The organism is Leptolyngbya sp. FACHB-60 (genome assembly GCF_014695775.1).
GTDB lineage: Bacteria > Cyanobacteriota > Cyanobacteriia > Phormidesmidales > Phormidesmidaceae > Nodosilinea.
In genome coordinates, this window is record NZ_JACJOX010000036.1 from 163,785 (window position 1) to 183,950 (window position 20,166).

General features: G+C 55.5%; 20 protein-coding genes and 1 pseudogene. 9 read left to right on the top strand and 12 right to left on the bottom strand.

Annotation, left to right across the window (positions count from 1 at the left end):
* Nucleotides 1-29: 29 nt before the first annotated feature.
* The 4 genes from thiD to H6F57_RS14770 all read right to left on the bottom strand — a co-directional run bounded on the left by thiD (nt 30) and on the right by H6F57_RS14770 (nt 3,837).
* On the bottom strand, nt 30-845 hold the full coding sequence (thiD, locus tag H6F57_RS14755) for a bifunctional hydroxymethylpyrimidine kinase/phosphomethylpyrimidine kinase (protein WP_190627301.1): 816 nt from the start codon (nt 843-845) through the stop codon (nt 30-32).
* A 2-nt stretch (nt 846-847) separates the two neighbouring features.
* Nucleotides 848-1,981: a cell division protein FtsZ gene (gene ftsZ / locus H6F57_RS14760; RefSeq protein WP_190627351.1), complete on the bottom strand. Its 1,134-nt coding sequence runs from the start codon at nt 1,979-1,981 to the stop codon at nt 848-850.
* 468 nt (nt 1,982-2,449) lie between these two features.
* Complete coding sequence (locus H6F57_RS14765; RefSeq protein ID WP_190627303.1) at nt 2,450-3,307, bottom strand: FtsQ-type POTRA domain-containing protein; 858 nt, start codon at nt 3,305-3,307, stop codon at nt 2,450-2,452.
* A 101-nt stretch (nt 3,308-3,408) separates the two neighbouring features.
* A complete protein-coding gene (locus H6F57_RS14770; protein ID WP_190627306.1) occupies nt 3,409-3,837 on the bottom strand; it encodes a hypothetical protein in 429 nt (142 codons plus the stop codon).
* Nucleotides 3,838-4,084: 247 nt separating this feature from the next.
* Between H6F57_RS14770 and psaK the strand changes: the two genes are divergently transcribed.
* On the top strand, nt 4,085-4,360 hold the full coding sequence (gene psaK / locus H6F57_RS14775; RefSeq protein ID WP_190627308.1) for a photosystem I reaction center subunit PsaK: 276 nt from the start codon (nt 4,085-4,087) through the stop codon (nt 4,358-4,360).
* A 337-nt stretch (nt 4,361-4,697) separates the two neighbouring features.
* On the opposite strand, the gene H6F57_RS14780 is transcribed toward psaK, so the two are convergent.
* A complete protein-coding gene (locus tag H6F57_RS14780; RefSeq protein ID WP_190627310.1) occupies nt 4,698-5,642 on the bottom strand; it encodes a hypothetical protein in 945 nt (314 codons plus the stop codon).
* Between the two features lie 613 nt (nt 5,643-6,255).
* The gene (locus H6F57_RS14785) at nt 6,256-7,275 is read right to left on the bottom strand and encodes a glycosyltransferase (protein ID WP_190627312.1); all 1,020 of its coding nucleotides are present in this window, start codon (nt 7,273-7,275) and stop codon (nt 6,256-6,258) included.
* A 521-nt stretch (nt 7,276-7,796) separates the two neighbouring features.
* On the opposite strand from H6F57_RS14785, the gene H6F57_RS14790 reads away from it, so the two are divergent.
* Complete coding sequence (locus tag H6F57_RS14790; protein WP_190627314.1) at nt 7,797-8,117, top strand: TMEM14 family protein; 321 nt, start codon at nt 7,797-7,799, stop codon at nt 8,115-8,117.
* Between the two features lie 69 nt (nt 8,118-8,186).
* Here the strand turns inward: H6F57_RS14790 and H6F57_RS14795 are convergent, their stop codons facing one another.
* Entirely contained in the window at nt 8,187-9,161 is a 975-nt protein-coding gene (locus H6F57_RS14795; RefSeq protein ID WP_242024883.1) for an S-layer homology domain-containing protein, read from the bottom strand.
* A gap of 123 nt (nt 9,162-9,284) precedes the next feature.
* Here H6F57_RS14795 and H6F57_RS14800 point away from each other — a divergent pair, with 123 nt between their 5' ends.
* The 4 genes from H6F57_RS14800 (at nt 9,285) to H6F57_RS14815 (ending at nt 11,670) form a co-directional block, all read left to right on the top strand.
* Nucleotides 9,285-10,220 (top strand): nucleoside hydrolase, encoded by a 936-nt coding sequence (locus H6F57_RS14800; protein ID WP_190627316.1) that lies wholly within the window; start codon nt 9,285-9,287, stop codon nt 10,218-10,220.
* Between the two features lie 42 nt (nt 10,221-10,262).
* Nucleotides 10,263-10,850, top strand: coding sequence for a hypothetical protein (locus H6F57_RS14805; RefSeq protein WP_190627318.1), 588 nt, complete (start codon nt 10,263-10,265; stop codon nt 10,848-10,850).
* A 41-nt stretch (nt 10,851-10,891) separates the two neighbouring features.
* Nucleotides 10,892-11,203 (top strand): BMC domain-containing protein, encoded by a 312-nt coding sequence (locus H6F57_RS14810; RefSeq protein WP_073609865.1) that lies wholly within the window; start codon nt 10,892-10,894, stop codon nt 11,201-11,203.
* Nucleotides 11,204-11,322: 119 nt separating this feature from the next.
* A complete protein-coding gene (locus tag H6F57_RS14815; RefSeq protein WP_190627320.1) occupies nt 11,323-11,670 on the top strand; it encodes a carbon dioxide-concentrating mechanism protein CcmK in 348 nt (115 codons plus the stop codon).
* Nucleotides 11,671-12,013: 343 nt separating this feature from the next.
* Here H6F57_RS14815 and H6F57_RS14820 read toward each other — a convergent pair whose 3' ends face one another.
* The 3 genes from H6F57_RS14820 to H6F57_RS14830 form a co-directional block, all read right to left on the bottom strand.
* A complete protein-coding gene (locus tag H6F57_RS14820; protein ID WP_190627322.1) occupies nt 12,014-12,226 on the bottom strand; it encodes a DUF2945 domain-containing protein in 213 nt (70 codons plus the stop codon).
* A 206-nt stretch (nt 12,227-12,432) separates the two neighbouring features.
* On the bottom strand, nt 12,433-12,906 hold the full coding sequence (locus H6F57_RS14825) for a DUF4383 domain-containing protein (protein WP_190627323.1): 474 nt from the start codon (nt 12,904-12,906) through the stop codon (nt 12,433-12,435).
* A 562-nt stretch (nt 12,907-13,468) separates the two neighbouring features.
* On the bottom strand, nt 13,469-13,828 hold the full coding sequence (locus H6F57_RS14830; RefSeq protein ID WP_190627325.1) for a hypothetical protein: 360 nt from the start codon (nt 13,826-13,828) through the stop codon (nt 13,469-13,471).
* A gap of 268 nt (nt 13,829-14,096) precedes the next feature.
* On the opposite strand from H6F57_RS14830, the gene H6F57_RS14835 reads away from it, so the two are divergent.
* Entirely contained in the window at nt 14,097-14,687 is a 591-nt protein-coding gene (locus H6F57_RS14835) for a GAF domain-containing protein (protein WP_199289718.1), read from the top strand.
* Nucleotides 14,688-14,751: 64 nt separating this feature from the next.
* Here H6F57_RS14835 and leuA read toward each other — a convergent pair whose 3' ends face one another.
* Nucleotides 14,752-16,452, bottom strand: a complete 1,701-nt coding sequence (gene leuA / locus H6F57_RS14840; protein ID WP_190627327.1) for a 2-isopropylmalate synthase — start codon at nt 16,450-16,452, stop codon at nt 14,752-14,754.
* A 705-nt stretch (nt 16,453-17,157) separates the two neighbouring features.
* On the opposite strand from leuA, the gene H6F57_RS14845 reads away from it, so the two are divergent.
* The gene (locus H6F57_RS14845; RefSeq protein WP_190627328.1) at nt 17,158-18,909 is read left to right on the top strand and encodes a cation:proton antiporter; all 1,752 of its coding nucleotides are present in this window, start codon (nt 17,158-17,160) and stop codon (nt 18,907-18,909) included.
* 147 nt (nt 18,910-19,056) lie between these two features.
* The gene (locus H6F57_RS14850) at nt 19,057-19,566 is read left to right on the top strand and encodes a Uma2 family endonuclease (RefSeq protein ID WP_190795015.1); all 510 of its coding nucleotides are present in this window, start codon (nt 19,057-19,059) and stop codon (nt 19,564-19,566) included.
* A gap of 15 nt (nt 19,567-19,581) precedes the next feature.
* Here H6F57_RS14850 and H6F57_RS14855 read toward each other — a convergent pair.
* A pseudogene (locus H6F57_RS14855) lies at nt 19,582-19,890 on the bottom strand (transposase); the annotation flags it as partial.
* Nucleotides 19,891-20,166: the final 276 nt, after the last annotated feature.

Sequence of the window (20,166 nt, forward strand, 5' to 3'; positions counted from 1 at the left end):
AGCGGGGTTTGATCTAGGTCAAACCCCGCTTACTTATTTAGCAGTGGAAAGAAGTGACCGACGGGGCCTTGCCCTTGGCCGATCGCTAGGGCATGCCTGAGGGCGTTGGTGACGTAGTCTTTGGCGGCTTTAACGGCGCTCAGCGGGTCTTTGCCTAGGGCCAGATTGGCGGCGATCGCCGCTGATAGCGTGCAGCCGGTGCCATGGGTATGTCTTGTTTCTACGACCTCAGCTTCTAAAATCACCACCTCGCGCCCGTCGAACCAGACATCGGTACTGCGCAGATCATCCATCATGCCGCCCCCTTTTACTAAAACGGCCTGGGGGCCGAGCTGGTGGATCTGGCGGGCTGCGGCCTCCATATCGGCCAGGGTAGCGATAGCTAAACCGCTGAGCAGCTGGGCCTCATAGCGGTTTGGGGTGAGAACGTGGGCTTGGGGAATCAGGTGGCGGGTCAGGGTGGCGATCGCATCGTCGTCAATTAGCTGCGCGCCCGTGCGTGACACCATTACCGGATCCACAACTACCGGGGTGGCATGGGGCAGAGACCCCAAAGCCTCGGCTACCGCCTGAATAATACCCTGATTGAGCAGCATGCCGGTTTTGACTCCTTGCACAGCAATGTCGCTGGTCACAGCTTCAATCTGGGCTATCACCGCTTCGGGTGGTAAGGGATCAACCCGCGTCACCCCCAGGGTATTCTGAGCGGTCACGCAGGTCAGGGCACTAGTGCCGTGGACCAGGTGAAAGGCAAAGGTACGCAGGTCGGCCTGAATGCCCGCCCCGCCGCCGCTGTCAGAACCAGCGATGGTCAGGGCCGCAGGCCAGGTAGGCGACATCGTCATGGCTAGCGGTTGCCGTTAGGCCGTCGCCGCTGCAAAAACTCGGGGATATCTAGGCCGGCCCCCAAACCGCCACCACCACTGTTGGCGGGAGGAGTGGCGGGCGGCGTAGCCAGGGTGCGCTTAAAGGGCGTAACACGGGCTACCTCAATCTCGGGCTGGGCTCCGGCGCGGGTGTTAAAGCCAGTGGCAATCACCGTGATGCAGACTTCGCCCTGCATGCGCTCGTCGATCACCGCACCAAAGATAATGTTGGCATTGGGGTCGACCCCTTCATAAATAATCTCTGCAGCGGCATTGACTTCATGGAGGGTGAGATCTGACCCTCCAGTGATGTTAAATACGGCCCCAGAGGCACCATCGATGGAAGATTCGAGTAATGGGGAGGAAATGGCGGCGATCGCGGCTTCTCTTGCCCGTGACTTGCCCGAACCCATGCCAATACCCATCAGAGCCGTGCCCGCATCGGCCATAATCGCTCGCACGTCGGCAAAGTCAACGTTGACTAGACCGGGAATCGTAATAATGTCAGAAATGCCCTGCACCCCCTGGCGCAGAATGTCGTCAGCGGTGCGAAAGGCCTCTTGCACCGGGGTCTGCTCAGAGATCACCGATAGCAGCTTGTCGTTGGGAATAATAATTAGCGTATCGACCCGACCCTGGAGAGCGGCAATGCCCTCATCGGCTTGGTTCATGCGGCGACGTCCCTCAAAGGTGAAGGGGCGAGTGACTACGCCAACGGTTAGCGCTCCGGCTTCTTTAGCTACCTCGGCCACGATTGGGGCCGCGCCCGTGCCCGTGCCACCGCCCATGCCAGCGGTGATAAATACTAGGTCAGACTCTTCTAGGGCGGCGGCAATTTCTTCGCGCGACTCTTCGGCCGCCTTTTGGCCAATGGCAGGGTTCCCCCCAGCGCCGAGTCCGCGGGTCAACTTTTGACCGATGTGCAGGCTATTGGTCTGGGTGGTGTTGTCGAGGGCCTGGGCATCGGTGTTGATGGACCAAAACTCGATCCCCGACAGGCCGCTGCTAATCATGCGGTTAACGGCATTACAGCCACCGCCGCCGACCCCAATTACCTTAATGCGGGCGACGCTGCTGGGCAAAGCCGTGTTGTTGGTGTACGTTTCTCCGGGCATAGCTCTGGCATTGTGGGGTTGACTGGAGTTAAGCTCGCCGTGGCTAAACGGGTTAGACGGGCCAGCGAAGGCGGTCACAACATCAGCCGACCGAATCAGGTCAGAGGTTGCAGCCTCAGCCTGATGAGTCGAGTAAGACTCGTAGTCAGCGTTGCTGTGGCCAGCACCATTGCCGTGGGGGTTGTCGGGGGTCATAGAGTTGGAGGCCGTAGACAATATATATTAATTACCCGTACTACTAGATAACCGAAGATAACACCTAAGCACTAAAAATCTAAACCCCGACTGATGCTAGACAACTATAGAGTACTTCACTGGAAAAAACCAAATTGCCTTGGCAAGTCTTAAACTACTCGATTTAACCATTGAAATAGGAAAAATGAACCCTTTTGGGTGAATAGCGTCATCCTTTATATATATCTATTCGGATGTAGGAGCGCTTCAGCAAACCGGGGTGTCTGCAGCGGTTTATGGGCTAGAGTTAGTGCTTGCTGGTGCTGCACTTTCTGGGTTGGCGGTGTCGACTACGGCGATCGAGGGCGCGTCGGGATTGCTGAGGTCGATGCGGGCTACCTCAGAATCGGTCAGCTGATTGGGCAGGTTGCGCATTTTGTCGAGGGTGGCCAGCTGCTGCTCTAGTTCTGGGCTGTAGGGTCCCAGGTAGACTGTGCCCAGGGCTGTCTCAAGCACCAGGTTGTTGGGGTCGTGCCAGTCAATCTCGGTAATGGCCACCGGGCTGCCGACAATAGTTTCATAGATCTGCGGCCAGTAGCGCTGGTAGTGGGGCTGAATGCCTCGCAGCTGGAGAGTGGGCAGCTGCGGTGAGGCGCTGCCTAAGCCAAAGCTGGCTAGGGGCATCCAGGCTCCATTGGCATCGAGCAATCCCGCCTGGAGATATTGCGTGTCGCTACTGTCGGCTTTGCCTACGGGCAGCACCACCGCTACGGGTACCCGCTCCTGCACCTTGATGTTGAGGCGTGGTGGCAGAAGCTGCCGGGTGACTTCTGCGCCGGTAATAGGGGCGCGATCGCGCAGTTGTCGAGCCAGCACCTCCGGCTCTACCTTCATTAGCGGCTGGGGGTAGGTCATCGGTATCAGACTTTGCACCATTTCGTCGCTGAGCAGTTCATTGCCTGTGACGTTAATTTGGGCAGAACTGTTAATCAGCCATACTGGGCGAGTGGCCCCCCAAAAAATGGCGGCTGTCAGCCCCGAAAGTGCCCAAAACCGCCAGAGCGCTTGGCTAATCGAAACGCGCCGCCGGCGGCGGAGGGTTTTTCGCCGGGTCTTGAGTTCATCGCGAGACAGGGAAGAAACACGGGTCATGGCATCGGGGGTGAGGGCTAGGCAGCCCGGCGATCGGAGTTACTGCAAAGTACAGCCTGGGGTTTGAGCGGGCTAAAATCCCCGCCAACGCCGAGCTGGCGCTAAGCTGATGCCGATTTTAGCGCCTGTAGAGATTGATGCAACGCTTTTTCCCAGCGGCGGGCCAGATCGCCGTCGGTAAAGGGAATGCGGTAGGTTTCGCCGGTGGCGGTGGTCAGAGCTAGCTCGACCGTTTTGCCTGTAGGGCTCGCCTGGTCGGCGGGCACCGTTTCTCCATTGATTTCGAGTTGCAGGGTGGTCACCTGCTGTAGCGACAGCGTGGTGAGGTCGATAGGTCCCTGGCGGGTGGGCCGGCCCCAAGTGAGCTCATCGCCCCGCTGCCCCAGCATCGAGCGAATGTCATACTTGCTGCGATCGAACTCGGTGGCCCACGCTTCGTAGGCCTGCACCTTTTGAAACTCGTGCCAGCCCGCCCAGGCCAAGCCTATAAACACCCCCAGCAGGGGCAGCCACAGAAGTCCTCGTTCCATAAAATTGTGTACCTCGCGGGTTAGCAGTCGGCTGAGCAGGTTCACGGGTGGCCCTAGGTGCGGTTAGATTGCCCGAGAATGAGGAGTTGAAGCCGCGATCGCTGGCGTCTCATTGCCTCGATTCCTCTGGCTCAGCCGTGAGCACCTGTCCTATAAATTGTAAAGTCTTGCAACAGCTGCCGACAGAACTTCCTGGCTCCATGAAAAAGTGGGCCTAAGGCAATTGATTTGCTGTTCTACTGCATTTATGGAGGCTGGTACATTGGCATTCCTACCAATTTTAGCTGCGGTTCCGCATACGCCCGACTGGAGCCCTAAGGTGGCCGTCGTGATGATTCTCTGCAATATTTTGGCCATTGTCATTGGCAGACTCAGGATTAAATACCCCAGCGCACCGCCGGCAATGCCTGGCGGTGCGCTGTTTGGCAACCTTGGCCTGCCGGCAGTGCTGGCCAGCGCCAGCTTTGGCCACCTAATTGGCACTGGGGTAATTTTGGGCCTAGCGAATCTGGGTGTCCTTTAGTCCAGATTGGGTCAGCTTTTTAATCCCCAGGAAGGTTACTTAACTTTCCTGGGGATTTGTTTTAGGGCTAGGCAAGCTCACTGTGCGCAGTAACAGAGAGATTTGGAGGTGGTGCAGGGAGTGCGATCGCACTCGGCAGCCCCGCCTATTAGTGCGCAAATAAGGTGGCCCAAGCGCAACCATTGCCAAGAGCCGGATTTGATAGTCTGCCCTAGCTTTTTCCTGCTGCTTGCTATGTGACGGTTTAGGAACGGTTATGCGTCGGCCTCTAGGCTCTTTTGACGTCCTGCCCAAGTGTGGTGGGCTGTTCTAGAGGTTAAGGATCGGTGTCACGGGGTTAGGCGTCGATGCCAGGGTAGCGAATGGATTTGAGATACCAGAAGGCCACCGCTAGGGGCAGCACGTAGCGATCCCAGGGAATGGCCTTCATCATGATCAGGGCATTGAAGGTAATCATCCAAAACAGCAGATCTGGCTTGGCAAAGCGCAGGCAGGTGAGCAGGGCCAGGCCGTAGTACATCGCCATCACCAACCCGTAAAATGGCAGCAGATCGGCCACCTTGCCCATGTTGCCGTAGGGGGTGTCTAGGGGCGGAAACACTAGGCAGACCACGAGCAGGCTCGCCGCAATCAGCAGCCATTTTTGCCAGTGGTGGCGCAGGGTTTGTAGGGGAGCAGTGGGGCGAAACAGCAAAAATTCTGGAATCACAATGTAAGCCCCGACAAAGGCGAGAAAGTTGATCGCCCCGCCGGGGGTGAGGGCCAGGGTGCTCTTTTGCACATCGGGCGATTTGTCGGCGATCGCATCGGCGGGGGCCAGCCCACCAAACAAGGCTACCCAGCCCAAAAACGACAGGCTAGCTACAGCCGGGGCCAGCCAACGCTGGTGCTGGCTGGTGCTAACGGGCTGCCCCTGCCGGTACTGGTTGGCGATCGCTAAAAACTCGTAGGTGGCGATCGCCGCCGGAAAGGCCAGCATGTACTGCCGCGAGGCGATCGCTAGCACAAAGGCCAGACTACTCACCCAGTGGCGATCGCGTACGTAGGCGGCCAACCCCAGCAGCACCCAAGTACAGGCAATCATTTCGGTATAGAGTCGACCGCTGAGAAAGAGAAAGTAGGGGCACAAAAATAACCCCAGCAGGCACAGCAGCGCTCGCCCGCCCTTGTCTTTGCTGGGCCAGCCGATGGTGGCCACAATCCCCAAAGACAGCACTAAATTCAGCAGGCGACCGGCCACCATACCCTGGTTAAACAGGTATTCTAAAAACCCAAACACCATGAAAGGCAACGGGGTGTTGAGGCTGTAGTACTCCCGCAGGTCAGAGAGCGAGGGCAGTAGGCTGTCGCTAAAGGTGAGGCTCGACCTCCAAAAGACGGCTTCATCTCACCAGGCAGGCCCCTGCAAAAAAACGAGCCAGGCCACGATCGCCATAGATGGCAGTAATGGCGCAGAGAAAGAAGTCTTTTTGCTGGGAATGGCTAAAGGATTGCAGCTTCATGGCAGAAACTCCAGGTACAACGGGCCAGCAGTGCAGTTAGGCCATAAAAACTGACCAAGGGGGCGGCTGGGGCCGAGGCCAGGGGCACTTTCTGCTGGTTGCGCTGCCAGCAGAAGCCCGCTACGTTGGCCGTCTGAGACACAAACAGCAGCATGCCCCGAATCTGATGCTGTCGCGCCAGGGGATAGGTAGCAGCTGCCAGTAAAACTCCAGCGGCTCGACCTTGATCTACTGCTTGAACCCGCTACAATCGCACCGGGTTCAAGCAGTAGGCTCCTCGACCATAGATAAAATGCTGCCGTCCAAACCGCAGCAGCGGCAGGTAGTGGCTGTGGTCAACCGGTGCCTCGGGGCGTTCTCTGCTGATTAAAATTCGGAAAGATAGCTGGGAAATTAGTCAGCAAAGGTAGAAAATCGCCGAAACCGATAGGTCACCAAACCGTAGGCAAAGGCGGCACCGCCGTACAGAAAGTAGAACCAGTGCCAGGGGATGACCCGTAGGGCAAAGAGCGGCCCGCGCTTAGACCAAAAGAAGCGATAAACCCGCTGGTTGATGACCAGCAGCCCGACCATAATGGCGATCGCAACAATCCACAAAAAGGGTGCAATCCATCCGCCTAGAAGACACCCCAGCGCCGCAAAGGTGAGCACCACGCTCAAGCGGTTGGTGCGATCGAGGTTGAGGTCATTCATCGGCTGCCCCTGGCTGAGAATGAGTTCTGCCCAGGGCAGGGCGCGGTAGAAAATTTCGGCCCGCAGTAGTGAGACCGGCTCCCAGCATTTCAGGTGCTTGACCTGAATGTGCTTGCACAGGCGAATAGTGTAGCCCGCCCGCCGCAGCCGGTAGCCCAATTCAATGTCCTCGACACAGGGTTTAAGGTAACGCTCGTTAAACCCGCCCACGGCATGAAACGCCTCGGCTCGAATAGCCCCGCAGGCCCCCCAAAAGGTCGAAGCCTTTTCGGACGACATCTGATGGGTGTAGTGGTGAAACAAATTTTTATACTGCGAGAGAAAATTAGAGGCCCCTGGCTCGTCGTCGTAAGAGCCAATCAGCGCTGCTAGGTTGACGTCTTTTTGAAAGGCAATTTCGACATTGAGAATGGTGTCTTGACCAACAGTGACATCGGCATCAATAAAGAAGAAAATGTCTCCCCGGGCCATAGACGCTCCTCGGTTGCGGGCACGGGCTGGTCCACCCGCCGAGTCGTAGCGAAACACCTTAGTCCCAAACGCTTTAGCCACTTCCCATGAACCGTCGGTGTCGCCATCGGCAACCACGATCACCTCGTCAGGCTGCCGACCAGATTGTCTCAGGCTCTCAAGGCAACGGCGGAAGCTTTCACCACCGTTATACACAGGGATGATGACAGAAATACTGGGTCTCGATGCTTGACCTGGGCTGAGATTCATGAACCGATGATTCCTAAGAACAACTGCTGAGCCACGCGAAAAAATGACTATGTAGAGAACTAATCGCCAACTTTTCTCGAAACAGAGTATCTCTTAGAAAAGTAGATATCTTAGTGATGTCTCGAACGACTGTAGGGAAGTCTAAGGTGCCTCTTTTGGCGGGCTGTCAGTGCATTAAAGCACTCCGTGGTAGGGAAACTATCACAATCATTTTGCAGGGATCATGAAAAAAATCTCCTCTTCATGATCTCTTTGTAATTGTTTTCCGTAGAATATTTACTTTCAGTCTCTATCTTTCAAGAGCTGGCAGAATTTGAGACTAGAGCGCGAAAAATTTGTTCCTAAACGGAACTCAAAGTATTAACTAGCACAAAGAGATATGTGTTATTTAATACACAAGTGATTCTGTGAAGTCCGACTGTAAGTGTGGCGATCGCCCCCTCCGATACGCTCTGCTGGCTAGGGTTGTGCGGCAGCAAAAACCTCGCTAGCCTGAGAATGTTCTTACTGTGCAAGCCGCCATGCCCACTGGAGCCCTCTGTGCGATCGCCTATGCTGCCCTCTCTGCGATCGGCGGTCTGATGGGTTATGCCCAGGTCCGCAGCCAGGCGTCATTATTCACTGGGTTGGTGAGCGCCGTCCTACTGCTGACTGGATCCTGGCTGTGGCAGGCCGGTTCGGCTGGCGGGGCGGGAATGGCGATGGGAGTTACAGCGGCCCTAGTGTTTATTTTCGTTCGCCGCTGGATGCAGACCCGTAAAGCCATGCCCGCCGCCATCATGATTGTGGCGGGGGTGCTGGCATTTGTGGGTATGGGGCTATCTCTGTTCGGCGTTATTTAAGCGACGGAAAGTTGCTGGGCCTATGCCCTAAATATGCTTGAACCCAACATGTCGGTAATCCTGCGGAAGTTAAAGAGAGTTTATAGGGTTAGTCGACTCTTGGGAACCTGACGGGGCAGTAGGCCGTCTCAGCAGGTCTTCAGCAGAGATGCCTTCGGTTTGGTTGCCAAATCGCCACAGAGCCGCCGCCGCCTCAGCCTGGGTAACTTCTTTCTGGGGTTGAAACAGCGTGGTATAGCCAAAAACGCGGCGAATATTGGCAAAATCGCCGTTTTGGTGGTCGGCTAGCACCGCCCGCATCGCCAGCGGTTCGATCTTAGCGGCATCCTGAAAGCCCCAGGTGGTAGCGACCGCGTCGGCAGCAGCGGTTGGCAGCGGCGCGCGCGAATCGAGGGGCACCTTCCACAGTACAAGAGTTTCGCGGGTGAGGGGCGCATCGGGCCGAAAGGTGACGGCGGTGGCATTGCCGGTCTTAGCGCTGGGAATAATCCCCGCTTCGGCTAACCCTTGAATGGCGGCAAAGTAAGGGTGCGAGGCGGGCACATCTTGAAAAGCGGGAGCAGTGCCAGCGGCGGCGGGGCGCATGCGCTTGGCCGGTACATCTTTGTAAAACCTGTTGTTGGCGGTGATCAGCCAGTGGGCAAATTCGCCCCGACTAATGGTTTGGTTGGGCGCAAACTCGGGCTTGGCTGTGGTGCCATCAGCCGTTTGGCGTGCTGATTCGACCAGGCCGAGGGTTAGCCAGTTTTGCACGTAGGGGCGCAGGTCTTCAGGCACTTCGTCGAGCCGGGCCGTGGCGTTGCCCTCAGGTGAGGATTCTGGCTCTGGGGAGTCGGCCTCGGTGGGCTCGGCGACTGGCTCGACTGGGTCGGGTTCGGCCTCTGCGATCGCCGGGGTTTCAGGCTCTTCGCCGCTGAATACGGGCCGATCTTGCAGTTGTGGATCGGCCTCCAGCGACTGCTCAAGGGAACTGCCCGCACAACCGGCGACCAGCAGCAGACTCAGCCCAGATACCATGACCGTGAGACGCAGTGCAGCAGACAAGGGGCAACCTCCTTAGCGGGGGAAATCGATGCAGTACCTACACAGCGTATTTTAGGACAGCGCCCGTGGCCTCTGCTGGCTACGCTGTGCCACCCCCTGTAGAACTCTGTTTGGAATCTGTCTATGCTGCCGCGACCTCTGATTATTGACTGCGATCCTGGGGTTGACGATGCGATCGCCCTGCTCCTTGCTTTCGCCTCCGCCGCTGAGTTCGATCTGTTGGGCATCACCACTGTGGCGGGCAACGTGCCGCTGGCGCTCACCCAGGCCAATGCTCGCCGCATCTGCCACCTGGCCCAGCGCACCAATGTGCCGGTGTATGCGGGCTGCCCACGCCCCCTGCTGCGATCGCTCACCACCGCCGAAGACATCCACGGCGCAACCGGCTTGCAGGGAACCCAACTGCCTGAACCCGCGATGCCGCTGCAATCTCAACACGCCGTTGCGTTTCTGATTGAACAACTCACCACCACCTCGGTGCCGATTACCCTAGCTACCCTCGGCCCACTCACCAATCTAGCTGTAGCCCTGATCCAGTGTCCCGCGATCGCCCAGAACATTGACCAAGTGGTGATGATGGGTGGAGCCTTGGGATGCGGCAATATTACCCCCGCTGCTGAGTTCAATATTTATGTAGATCCTCATGCCGCCAAGGTGGTAGTCGATGCGGGTTTGCCCCTGATCATGATCGGCCTGGATGTCACCCACCAGGTCGTCACCACCCCCGATCGCCTGGCAGCGCTTGAGGCTCTGGGCACCCCCGTGGGCAAAGCCGCTGCGGGCATGCTGCGCTACTACGGCCAGCTAGATTTGGAACGCCACGGGCTAGCTGCGCCACCCCTCCACGACCCCTGCGTGCTTGCCTATTTGCTGCGCCCCGACCTCTTTAGCGGTCGGCCCATGCACCTGGCGATTGAAACTGAAGGCACCCTCTGCTTGGGGCGTACCGTGGCCAACGGCCACCCGACCCCTGCTGCCCCCGCTAACGCTACCGTGATCGAAACGGCCAATGCTGACGGTATCTATGCACTTTTGATAGAACGCCTTAGGAAACTATAGTCGGGCACAAAACTCCCCCAGTGTGCTTGATAAGATAACCCTATGGCCTACACCACCGAACAACTCCTGGACTTTCTCGATCAGGAACTTCGCGCCACCTGGAAGGGCGAGCGGGTGGTGCTGTCCTCCGCTGATCGCATTGACAATCCGGTGCTCTCAAAGGCGATCGGGGCCGACAAGCTGAGCAAAGTGTTTGCTATTCAAGACTTTCGCGCCCAAATTCATGACTACCAGCACCAGCACGGGGTATCGGGGCTGGTGTGGCACACCTGCCGGTTTCAGGGCCGCAGCTTACACGTGCCCGAGCTGCATCCCCAGCTAATCGCTATCCCCGCCGATAAGCTGGCTCTGGTGGGGGCAAAGCCAGCCATAGTCGAGTTTTGGCGGCAATCCATCGCTAGCCTGCGCCTGTGGATGGCCGGAAATCAGCCTCAGCCCACCACCCCAGAGGCGGTGGAACAACTGATTGCCGCCAGCGAATGGGCCGAGCTATCCGCCACGCGAGATGAGCTGTATCTCAGCTTGTGCTGGGGCGACCCCAAAGACTGCCATTGCGACTGGGCCAAGCCGGAATCTGGGTGCGATCGCATCATCGCCACCGCCGGAGAACCCAGCGGCATCAAGGTATGATTGAGAGCTAAGTAACACAGCTTTCCCCTAGGAGCACCCCCATGGCCATTGCCGTCGGCGTCATCGAAACCCAAACCTTTCCCGCAGTGCTGGCCGCCGCCGATGCCATGGTCAAAGCGGCCAACGTCACCGTCTCGGTGCAAGATCGTTCCGAGAGTGGGCGGCAGTTCGTGGTAATTCGCGGTTTGGTGGCTGAGGTCAAGCGCGCCATGGAAGCCGGACTGGTCGCAGCCAAAGCCTGTCCCAACCTGGCCGAAGTCACCTCCCACGTGATTATCCCCAACCCCACCGACAATATCGACGCGATTTTGCCCATCGGGTTTACGTCAGCCTCAGAACCGTTTCGGGTATAAGCTCCACTATTACAACCCCCCCACAGTCTTTAATAAATCGACACGGCGCGATCGCTACCACCGCCCCGTACAATGAAGGTTGAATTTTTTACCCACAAAACTTTCTCAGGAGTACAACCATGCCACAGGCTGTCGGGTCGCTCGAAACCAGAGGGTTTCCCCCGGTGCTAGCCGCCGCCGATGCGATGGTTAAAGCCGGGCGCGTTACGCTCATTGGCTACATTCGCGCCGGTAGTGCTCGCTTCGCCATCAACATTCGTGGCGATGTCTCCGAAGTCAAAGCCGCCATGGCCGCTGGGGTAGAAGCCGCCGAAAAAACCCCCGGTGGCATTCTAGAGACCTGGGTGATCATCCCCCGCCCCCACGAAAACGTGGTGGCCGTGCTGCCGATCGAATTTAACGAAGAGACTGAAATCTACCGTCAGGCCGTCGAGCAACCCATTTTGCCCGGCTCTACGGGTCGCTAGAGCTACTGGTTGACCGACTCTAAATGACGTCCTAGCTCATCTAGGAATTATCCCAAAACTACTGGCAAAAATATGTCCGCTAAAGAAAGTTAAGTCCTTTAGCGGGCATATTTTTTCTAACCAAATTCTGCGCGAACCGACCGTGTTCTAATCAGATACTTTACCAACTCGGCTCTGACCGTCCGTAGGAGATTGTGATGTAAGACAAGGTTACAAGGTTTAAGACACACAGTATGCCTTAAACCTTGTATCTAAACTGTTCGCGTGGCTGTCAACTCTTGCTCAGTGAACTACTAGCTGGGCCAGCGCTATACGCTCAATAGGCCAGTGCCAGTAGAGACAACTAGTCTTCCTTAGTCAACGCCTCTGGTTTATGGGAAGCTTGGCTACCTGTTTTTTCGCTCTCTACCAAATACTGAGGATTTTCCTTAGATGCAGCAACAGTGTGGCCTTTGATTTCGGTGCGAGAGGTTAGCTTTTCAACTATTGTACCCACGGTTTTTCCTTGAGAGGTACTCCAGGAAACCTTGTCTCCTTTCTTGAAAGTTTGGGCCATGACGATCACTTGAACTCATCTATCAATCAACAGTTAGTCAATACTGCCGACGTAATCGGCGGTAAACCACCCTGATTTTAATTAACGCTGAAACTTAAATAGAACCTAACCTGCTTGAGATTTAGGTTGTTGGAAGATATTTTTACTTCCAACGCATCTAGCTCAAGCAGGTTGGCACTATCTACTGGTTAAACGTTAGCAAAAAGCTAGAGAATTTCGCCAGAAACGGCGTCTTCCTTGAGCTCTTTCTTGAACAGCTTTAGCAGGGAGGGGGTAGCAAAGAAGCCAAAATAAATACCCAGTGCGCCTGTTAGCCCGTGCAGAAAGACGTCGGCTCCATAGAGCGGAAAAAGGCCGAAGAAAGTATTGGCAACCGGTACTAAACCTAGAACAGCCAGAGTAGTGTAATAGATACCCAACTGCCCAGAGTATAGGCGAGAGCTATCTAACGCAATAGAAGCAACGACTCCCAACAGACCTGTAACAAGGTGAATAATATTGTGAGGCGTATTGACTGGAAATAGACCCATCAAATAGCCGAACCCAGAAACAACGCCCAGCTTCTCGATCGAAGGGGGCATACCACCAGACTGGGAAACTAGGGCAGGAATGAAGCCTAGAACACCGATGGCGAGATAAAATATGCCGATGATTAATGCAAATCTTTGTGCAGCTTTCATGATAACTCTAAGGTAAACGTCAGATAACGGTTTTGGGTAAGCTCGCAGCAGCTTGTAAAGCTCTTTACTACCTACTAGAAGAGGTGAACCCGCAACAATTAACTAGACTCTAAAGAGTTTGGTGAATTTGAGCCTCTCCAAAGAGAGATAGTTATTGATAAGTCATTGGATAGAGTGAAGCTTTCAATAACGGCTAACGTTTCATCTGAAGCGTTTTTAGAGAATTTTTCTACTGATGCAAATAAGAAGATGCTGGTGTAGAGGGAAAATTAGCTGGTTTTGAAAGACTGGCGATCGCATCTAACCACTCCGCACCTACTCGACTCTCATAGAAAGAAGCAGTACAAATGCTCTTAATTCATCGCAGAGCCAACGCTCCTCAAACCTCACCAACTTTATAATTCACTACTTCTAAATAAATCTGGAAAAACAAAAATTGCTCCAATTCTGTGGTTTTAAGGCATGTAAAAATTCGTCTTAATACATTCACTGTGCTCCGCTAAGAAATCTCAACGGAGCACAGTGATTGACCTAAAACTAGAGTGATTAATATGGCTAACGATTAGTCGTCGTTAGGCAACTCCCCATTGCCTACTCCAGGAGTCAGAGTTCTGGCGTTTTGGGGGTAAATTTCAGCCATATTTTTAACCGCGTCAGCCGACTCTTCGGCGATGCGCTTGAGTTTTTTGCCAGGTTGGCCTTCTAGCGACTCGTTCTCGGCTTCCCATTGACCCATAGTGCGAGGGCGACCAACGTCTTGCGTAGGTGGCAGTTCATTAGAATAAGCGCGATTGGTAGCATTTTGCTCAGCTTTGACGCCGTTGGCGGTCAGCAGAATGACAATAGCGGAGCAAGCAACCGCAAACTGTTTCCAGTAAATGCGGCTCAGCATTTCTTTTAAAGTTCCAAAAATATTTTTCATCACAAATTACCTAATATTTACTCAAGACTGCGAGTCAGCTAGCGACCTGCTTGCTGAACCTCTAGTGATACGTTAGGTAACTCTCTGAAGAAGCTTATCGCTCGAAGGGCATATCTTCATCCGCTTTGAACATTGTTGAATCTTATAGCTCGCCGCATACCCCAACCGAAGTATTTCTCTCAAAGGGATGAGACTAAAACCTCATCATGACAGGGGGAGAACCGTGGGAGTCGGTTTTAAGGTGCTGACGTAACCACTAGGGAGAACTATGCCCAAACTAAATGACTCTGTTGCCAATGCGACCCATGGCGATACGCTAGAAACACTGCTCAATCACCTATTTGAGGTACCGCCCCATAGCCAACATGCAACGCAAGTAATGGATGATATTTTGGCCAAGCTAGGGCAGCAGCTGCAGTGCGATCGCGTCTTTTTGTACCTGCGCTCTCCCGATGCTCAAATAGGACGAGTGCCCTTTTGCTGGAGAGAGCGGTCATCGGTACCTATCATCTATGACCCTGCGTGGAAACCGGAAGATCCGGCTTTGGCAAAGGATGACCCCATGTTTGCGGCTGCTCTCAAGGCTCAGCCCAGTATTTTTGTGGAGGACGTGGAAACGGCTGGTCCAGAGGTGTTGAATCGACAGTTTGAGCGCCAAACTTTTGGGCATCGAGCCTTGATTCACGCCCATTTGTGTTCTGAGCAAACCCTGTGGGGCATTTTGCAGGCTTGTGTTTTCGAAAAGCCCCGCGCGTGGAGTCAGAGCGATCGCCAACTCACTAAGCAAGCCGTTACCCAGCTCATGCCCTTCGCCATAAGCTACGTGAGATCTGAGCCAGAGTTGGCAACAAGTAGGTAGCAAAAATCTACGGGTGAATACAGCTCGACCGTTGGCAGCCGGCATTCACCCGTAGAAGCGCTGTTTAGGAAACAGTCTGCGGTAAGGACAAAACCGTTTGTCTCTGGCTAGGGGTTAAGGTCGCCAGCCCCCGGTTAGCGGCGCTCAAGACCGCCAACAGCGAAGCCGTGACAATACTGCTGTGAATGCCCACCCCGTGAATGGTTCCCTCCAGCCAATCGGCGGCGATCTCGATCAGCGCGATCGCATCGGCATCGCTGCCATGCCCAATAGCCCGCTCTTCATAGCTGTGCATCCGAATTCCTAGATTTAGCGCATCTACAAAGGCGTCGATGGGGCCGTTGCCCTGGCCTGCTTGGGTGAGCACTACGTCGCCGCATTCCAAGGTTGTGGAAATGGTCGATGGCGTCTCGCTATCCTGCCAGTGGTGGCTGACGTATTTAAACGGCAGGTTGGTCCGCAGATACTCCTGCTCAAAGAGATCCCACAGCATGGGCGCGGTCATTTCTTTGCCGGTGGCATCCATGGCGCGCTGCACTATCTGGCTAAACTCAATCTGCAAGCGGCGGGGCAGGCTGAGTTTGTAGTCGCGCTCCAGCAAAAAGGCAATGCCTCCCTTGCCCGACTGGCTATTCACTCGCACCACCGACTCGTAGGAGCGGCCCAGGTCAGCAGGGTCGAGGGGCAGGTAGGGCATGTCCCACAGATCCTCTGGGTTGCGGGCCGCAAAGCCTTTGCGAATCGCATCTTGGTGCGAGCCCGAAAATGCGGTGAACACCAGGTCGCCCACGTAGGGATGGCGGGGGTGAATGGGCAGCTGAGTGCAGTCTTCGACAATGCGAGCCACCTCGTTAATGCGCGAGAAATCTAGCCCCGGATGAATGCCCTGGGTGTAGAGGTTTAGCGCCAGGGTGACGATATCGACATTGCCGGTGCGCTCGCCGTTGCCAAACAGGCAGCCCTCGACCCGATCAGCTCCGGCCATTTGACCCAGCTCGGCCGCGGCGATCGCACAGCCCCGGTCGTTGTGGTTGTGCACACTTAAATCGACGCTATCGCGGTAGGCCAAATGGCGGTGCATCCACTCCACCTGGTCAGCAAAGACGTTGGGGGTGGCGCTTTCTACCGTAGCGGGCAGGTTGATGATCGCTTTGCGATCGGGCGTCGGCTGCCAGACTTCCAACACCGCATTGCAGATATCCCGCGCAAACTCTAGCTCAGTTTGCGAAAACACCTCCGGCGAATATTCAAAGCGCCACTGGGTTTCGGACCGCTCCGTCGCCAAATCACGGATTAGGGTTGCGGCGTTTACTGCCAATGCGATCGTTGCAGCTGAGTCGTTGCGAAACACCACCCGCTGGAAGACTGGAGCCGTAGCGTTGTAGACGTGGACGATCGCCCGCTTAGCTCCCTCAAGGGAATCAAATGTGCGACGAATCAAGTCTTCCCGCGCCTGGGTCAGCACTTGAATTTCCACATCGTCGGGCACGCGGTTTTCTTCAATCAGGCGGCGCACAAAGTTAAAGTCGGTCTCTGAAGCCGAGGGAAAGGCCACCTCAATTTCCTTAAAGCCGATCGCCACTAGCAGCTCAAACATACGCAGCTTTTGCTCGACCGACATCGGCTCAATGAGCGCCTGGTTGCCGTCGCGCAGGTCGGTGCTAAGCCAAATGGGGGGCTTGGTAATTACATGGTTGGGCCAGGTGCGATCGGGCAATGCGATCGGCGCAAAGGGGCGATACTTTTCGGCGGGGTTGGTCAACATGGGTTTGTCTCTAAGATTTCAGCAGTAAAAAGCTTGTCGAGTCATCGCACTATGGCAACGGCGAGAAGAAGGTTTTAGGTGCAAGATATAGGGTTGAAGGCGGCCGTAAACCCTATACCTTGCACCTTGATCGAGCCGGATAACAGCGCCCCAACTTCCCAGCAGTAGTCAGGTCTAGGGAAAACCTGTGACCTGGGGAGTCGAGCTATTCAGGGCATTTTGCCTTTGTTTTAAAAATTAGTTGCGCCCAAGGCGCAGCAGCAGTCCCAGTAGCAGGCTGAAGAGAGGGGCGAGGGATAGCTGCAAAGAAGACATTAACGAGCTACGGCGCAAGATTGCACAACACCCGCATAGTAACCGCGCCGCAAAGCAGCGTCAAGGGCTGGGGCGTTGCGATCGCGAGAGTGGATCGCTCCGTCGGCGAGGCTCGATCTAGACAGGATGGATGAAGGGCGCGATCGCAGCACTAGCGGGCATTAACCAGAGGTTAATTTAACTCAACCCAGTTCATAGCGCGCGCACCACTTATTAGTGACAATAAGATTGGGGATCTCGCCCCTTTCGATTGGCTGAGCGGTTAGCCAGGGCAACATCTAGCCCTCGTTCACCCAAGCTGCTGTTTTTGGCTGTTATCAGCCCCCTGCATCCACTGGTGCAGGGGGCTTTGTAAACGCTCTAATTCTTAATGCCTTATCGTAATCCTGTATGACCGCTGAACCGAATTTTGTCCTTGATTTGACCCTGGCCCTGGGGGCCTCTGCTATTGGCGGTTACATTGCCCATCGACTCAAGCAGCCGGCGTTGCTGGGCTACCTCGTCACTGGGTTGGTCATCGGCCCCTTTGGCCTTGGGCTACAGACCGATGTGGAGCAAATTCAGGGGCTGGCGGAGGTGGGCATTGCCTTTTTGCTCTTTGCCCTGGGGGTCGAGTTTTCGCTGACCGAGCTCAAGCGGGTAAAGGATATCGCTCTCAAGGGCAGCTTTTTGCAGATGGGGCTGACCACGCTGCTGGTGTGCTCGGTGTCGCTGCTGTCGGGCACGGCCAATTCCCCGCTTCAGGGCATTTTTTTGGGGCTGGTGCTGTCGCTGTCGTCTACGGCGGTGGTGCTCAAAACCCTCACCGATCGCGGCGAAACCGCCACTGTGCATGGCCAGGTGATGCTGGGGTTGCTAATCTCTCAGGATCTCGCCCTGGGGTTGATGCTAGCGGTGCTGCCAGTGCTCAACCAGCCCGATGCCCTGGGGCCGGCGCTGGCGGTTGCGGCGCTCAAGTTTGGGCTGTTTTTGGCAGGGGCGATCGCCCTGGGCCGCTGGGTGGTGCCCCAGCTGATTCAGCACATTGCCGCTACCGAGAGCAGCGAGCTGTTTTTGCTCACCGTGGTTGCCCTCTGCCTGAGCATTGCCTGGATCACCTCATTCCTGGGCCTCTCGATCGCCATGGGGGCCTTCGTTGCTGGCCTGATGATTTCTGAAATTGACTATGCAGACCAGGCCTTGGGTAAGATTTTGCCCCTGCGCGACACCTTTGCCTGCCTCTTTTTTGCCTCCATTGGCATGCTGATTGACCCCCATTTGATCTGGGACGATCTGGGACGAATTCTAGAGCTGGTGGCGCTGATCATGGTGGGCAAGGCGCTGATTATTTTGCCCATTGTGCTGGGGTTTGGCTATTCGCTGAAAACGGCGGTGAGGGCAAGCTTTGGGCTCAACCAAATCGGTGAATTTTCCTTTGTGCTGGCCCTGATGGGGCTAGAGCTGGGGCTGATTAACGAGGAACGCTACTCCCTGCTGCTGGGCACGATCGCTATTTCGCTCATGCTCACGCCGCTGTGGATTACCCTGGCCCCCAAGGTATCTGACTGGTTGCACAACCTGCCGGTGCTAAAAGACTTTCTCAACCAGGCTGAAGAACCCAAACTGCTGTCGGTACCTGGCGATATTCACGACCATGTGATTGTGGCGGGCTATGGCCGGGTGGGCGAGGTGCTGGTCAATGTGCTGCTCAGCCGAGGCTATTCGGTGCTGGTGGTCGAAAACAGCGAGACCGCGATTCAGCGCCTGCGCAATCGCCATGCGCCCCTGGTGCAAATTCCCTTTGTCTACGGCGATGCCGACAGCGAGCTAGTGCTAGAGAAAACCTCCTTGGAAACCGCTAAGGCTCTGGCCATTACCCTGCCCGACCCGACGACGACCCGCCTGGTGCTGCAACGGGCGCTGCTCAGAGCCCCTGAGCTGGATATCATTGCGCGATCGCACAACAACGAGGAGATCGATGTGCTCACCCAACTGGGAGCCAGGGAGGTGGTGCAGCCTGAGTTTGAGGCGGCCCTAGAGTTAGGCTCGCACCTACTGAATACCCTGGGCGAAAAGTCGATCGAAATTCAGTCGGTGCTGGATTGGATTCGCCAGGATCGCTACCGCAGCATTCGCCCCGCAGTACAGGTGGGCGAGGGGTAATGGGTAGGGGATAGATGGGTAGGGGATAGATGGGTAAAGGGTAGTGGAGGTGTTTAAAGCAAGATTGGGGTTAAAGCGGCTTCAGGAGTGCTGCGGTATGGTGGTCTAAAATGTGTTTAGCCATCCACAGAGGGCACTTAAGTCGGCATGGTGCAGGCGTCTTCTCTAACTAGCGCTGACCTTTTTTTAAAGCGATGGACGGTTGATGATTACCACCGCATGATTTCTGCTGGCATTTTAACCCCAGAAGATCGGGTGGAGCTTTTAGATGGTCAAATTGTTGAAATGGTACCTCAAGACCCGCCCCACGCCTCTCGTATTGATGACGGGGGCGACTACCTCAAGGCTGTCTTTGCCAACCGAGCGAAGGTGCGGGTGCAACTGCCTATTACCCTAGCCCCAGGGTCTGAACCGGAGCCTGATTTTGCCATTGTTCGTATTGACGAAAATCGCTATCGCGATCGCCACCCCCAATCGCAGGATGTGCTGCTGTTAATTGAAGTTGCTGACTCGACGTTGAAGCGCGATCGCATCTACAAGGCCGAAATTTATGCCAAAGCTGGCATTAGTGAATATTGGATTGTCGACTTTAAAAAACGCCAGGTCGTTGTTTCGCAAGACCCACAAGATGGGGTATATCAGTCTGATCAGAGCTAATTTGCAAAGTAAATCTTAAGCCACCAGGCGACGCAGCATGAGACGGATGAACGCTCCATAAACCATAGCTTCGGCATTTTCGGTGTGCAGTTCATAATCCTTGCTCAACCGTCGATATCGGTTTAGCCATCCAAAGCTGCGCTCGATCACCCAACGCTTCGGCAACACTTTAAACGTCTTGGACTCACGCTCAATCACCTCAACGCGAACCTTGTCTCCGCAGACGGCTTGCACAGCCCGCTTGAAGTTCAGACCCGAATAGCCCTGGTCAACCCAAATGACCTCCAAGCGGGACAGTTTTTCCTGCTCCTTGTCTAATACCAATTACTTATAAAGCTGCGCTAAACAGGGCTTCTAGGATGAAGTTGTAGGAGGTCAAGGAGATGATGTACTCTGGCGTCAGGGTGTCGAGGGCCGCCGCAACACGTTCGCGCAACTCATCGAGAGACTGGCAATTCTGCCAGCGTAAATGCCGCTTGAGCGCCTGGGCACTGGTTCGTTAAGAGGAGATGTATCGAAACCCTCTCATGCAGAGGATTTCCTGGGTTGATAAGGGGCGAGAGCAGAGACCTATCGCCATTGCCGGAGTCGTCCGTTTCC